The organism is Crocosphaera sp. Alani8, from assembly GCF_038442745.1.
Lineage (GTDB): Bacteria > Cyanobacteriota > Cyanobacteriia > Cyanobacteriales > Microcystaceae > Crocosphaera.
In genome coordinates, this window is the sequence record NZ_JARVCN010000362.1 from 1 (window position 1) to 3034 (window position 3034).

Genomic DNA, 3034 nt, shown 5'->3' on the forward strand with positions numbered 1-3034 from the left:
TTTGTCCCCTAACTTTCGGCGAGTCCCCCCAGACTTTTTGAGAAGCTTCGTTTAATATAGGACGCTTCAAAACGATCTAGCATTTGTTCTAAATACCATAACCATTCAGCTTCTGTAATTTTTCCATCGCCATTTCTATCTGCCCAAACTTGTAAGCGATCGCAAAAACCCATCCAAAAAAAATGAAGTTCTTCGTATTCAGGAGTTCCCCATTTCCATTCTCTTATTGTGGTGATTTCATGGATAACTTGCTCAAAATCCTTTTGGGTTAGTATCCCGTCATGATTACGATCTAAAATTTTAAATAAATGCTTTAATTTTGTTTCTCTAATTGGGGTAAACATGAGCGGTACAACATCCTCTAAATTTATTTTTCATATATCCTACAGCAAATTGCGACTTGATAAGGTACAAAAAGTTATCACTTTGGGGAACAGGGAACGGGGAACGGGGAACAGATTATTTATTCCTGCATTCCTTCATAAGGTAATCTAATTAATAATCGAATGCCATCACTCTGTTTAAGTTCAGCATAAGAAGGTTCGGGACGTTGGCCAATTTCTCTTAAATCATGCAAAAGTTCTGGGTGAAACTGACAAGTAAAAGAACGACGAACTTTTTTAGTTTCAAAATCTTTATAGTTAATACAAGTACAAGAACATTCCGTTAAGATTTCCCCGTTAGCTTCAGTTGAAGCTAAAATTTCTACTGAATAGGGTAACTCTAATAACCAAGAAAGATGGCTACCGGCGATGACATATCGATGAGGAACAATAGCATTATATAAGGCGATGTAAGCCCAATTAGCAAAAAGAATTGCTTCTTCGTTCACTTCATCATAGTGAAACATAGAAATTGCCACATCACGTCCATGTTCTAAAATCATACGATCAATTACACCTTCGTATTCATCAGCCATAAGTTTATGAGCTTCGAGCAACTCAATCGGAATTTTTGATCGTCTAGCACTAGGGGTTTTATAAGGCAATAAATGACGTTCTCCAATTTCCTTATCTTCATTGAGAACCACTGAAAAATTACTATCATGCCAACCATTGGCAACGATTCTACCATCTCGCTTTTCTATCTGAAGAGTTTCACCAATAGAGCGAATTTTTTGGCAAACTGTCTTCAGGGAAATTAATGCTTCTTCTTCTTTGTCACCGAGAAGAAATTCTGTATTTAGCACTGCTTCGGTAACTTTTTTGAGCAGACTGGTATGAGCTTCAGCTGCTAGTTGATGACCTACACAAATCATAATCACAGGTGCGCTCTGGGGAGAACGTGACAGAATAAGCTTTTCAACTAAACCCATTATGTCATCCCTTGAGCAGTTGGGATGAGTCCATTCACTGGGGTCATGAGCGGAAGCGTTTCCCCCCTCAACGATAACGGCCATACTTCCAGAAAGTATGGGTATTACCGAGTCAAGGTTAAGGGTTCCCGTGTGCCAAACAGGTAATAAAATGGAGTCACAATCGGCTATTTTCTGAGTAATAAAAGCAACATTTTTGGAGGCCCTTACTGACTCATTGAGGTCGTTAATACCTACGTGTTCCCAAGGTTCAATAATAAATATTGACTGGCGAAATAAACGGGGATTTTTTAGTAAAAATTCCCAATCTTCTGAGGAATTAATTACTTTTTCTAAGGGAGGTTCTTGACCCCATTCAAATGTTCCTTGAGCGGTAAAAAAACTTTTTTCAGGCAAGGGGTCTTCGGAACTGCGGTCAGCTAAAAAACGGCCAAATAGAATTAAAGTTGATTCTAAGTTTGAGCCGCTTTCTTTTAAAAAACCTGGATTTAATCGCCATTGAGAATTGCTATTTTTTTCGGGGTTTAAAGTCATAATTTTTTAAACTACTACAAATATCTTAGGTCAATTAACCCAAGAAATGGCTTATTGAACAATAGTTCCGTCACCAGCTACCAGCACATCAAGTTCGCTTCCGTTAGGGCGAGTAATCTCCACTTCCCAGGTGGCTCCTCGTTCGTCCTCTCGACTAATCCAAGTGACTTGCCCTTCTCCAAGGTAGTCGAGTGCGGCTTGTTTGGCTTCATCCTCTGATATGACACCGTCCGCTGGGATAGGACCTGGGCCTGAGAGTGCAGGACCGCTACCAGCTTTCTCAACTTGCTTAATAACCGTTCCATCAGGGGCCACAAGTACATCAACTTCGCTACCATCCGCTTGAGTGATTTCCACTTCCCAAGCTGCCCCACGATCTTCCTCTGGCGCGCTCCAAGTTACTTGACCGGAACCTACTGCCTCGAGTGCAACTTGTTCTGCCTCTTCTCTCGACACGGCACCTGGGACAGAACTCTCGGCTCCCTCACGGACCGGTGTGGTCTCTTCAACTGTTGTAGCGGGTTCTTGAGCAGTCGGGGTCGTAGTATTGTTTGATTGTGTACCGCAGGAACTCAGCCCAATGGTGCTGAAAAACGAAAAAGCTGAAAATAGAGCAATCAGTTGTGATTTCATGTTACCTACATAGCCTCCACAAATAGACTTTGGATCAAGTTTTCGGCAAAATTTTGAGACAGACAGTACAACTCATACAGTGAATGAAACAACGTTCTATCTCACAAGTACTGAGAACTGGTATAAAAATTTTTTGCCTTATTATATGAAATTATAGGAGTTTTTTTAGTGTCTGAGGTTAAGAAAAATTTGTTTTAACTTGTCTTTATAATTTGATATTTTAGTCCATAAAGAGCATAATCAATTCTTATGACTAGGAGGATTTGAACGAAAATTTCATAATTAATCGCTCACAAATATATGAATTTCAAAAACTTTTCCAGAAGAAAGAACAAAATAAAAAATTTTAAACATTCTATCCAACCCCTTTGTGATAATACCATTCTGAATATTATTGCCTTTTATGCCATAACCTTTATTATCTTTGGTTTTATAATGTCACCCCCAAGGGAAATTATCAGTGGGTTATTTCGTATCGTCACAGTGCGGGACACCTTAATTACCGAAAATCGGAGCATGAAAGCCCCTGGCTTCAGACATGGGGATGAAATG

At 39.7% G+C, this 3034-nt stretch carries 3 protein-coding genes; all 3 read right to left on the reverse strand.

What is annotated here, in order from left to right:
* Positions 1-8: 8 nt before the first annotated feature.
* Positions 9-344 (reverse strand): EF-hand domain-containing protein, encoded by a 336-nt coding sequence (locus P9B04_RS18505; RefSeq protein ID WP_342056452.1) that lies wholly within the window; start codon positions 342-344, stop codon positions 9-11.
* A gap of 119 nt (positions 345-463) precedes the next feature.
* Complete coding sequence (locus P9B04_RS18510; RefSeq protein WP_342056453.1) at positions 464-1849, reverse strand: hypothetical protein; 1386 nt, start codon at positions 1847-1849, stop codon at positions 464-466.
* A gap of 51 nt (positions 1850-1900) precedes the next feature.
* Positions 1901-2482: a PepSY domain-containing protein gene (locus P9B04_RS18515; RefSeq protein ID WP_342056454.1), complete on the reverse strand. Its 582-nt coding sequence runs from the start codon at positions 2480-2482 to the stop codon at positions 1901-1903.
* Positions 2483-3034 lie beyond the last annotated feature (552 nt).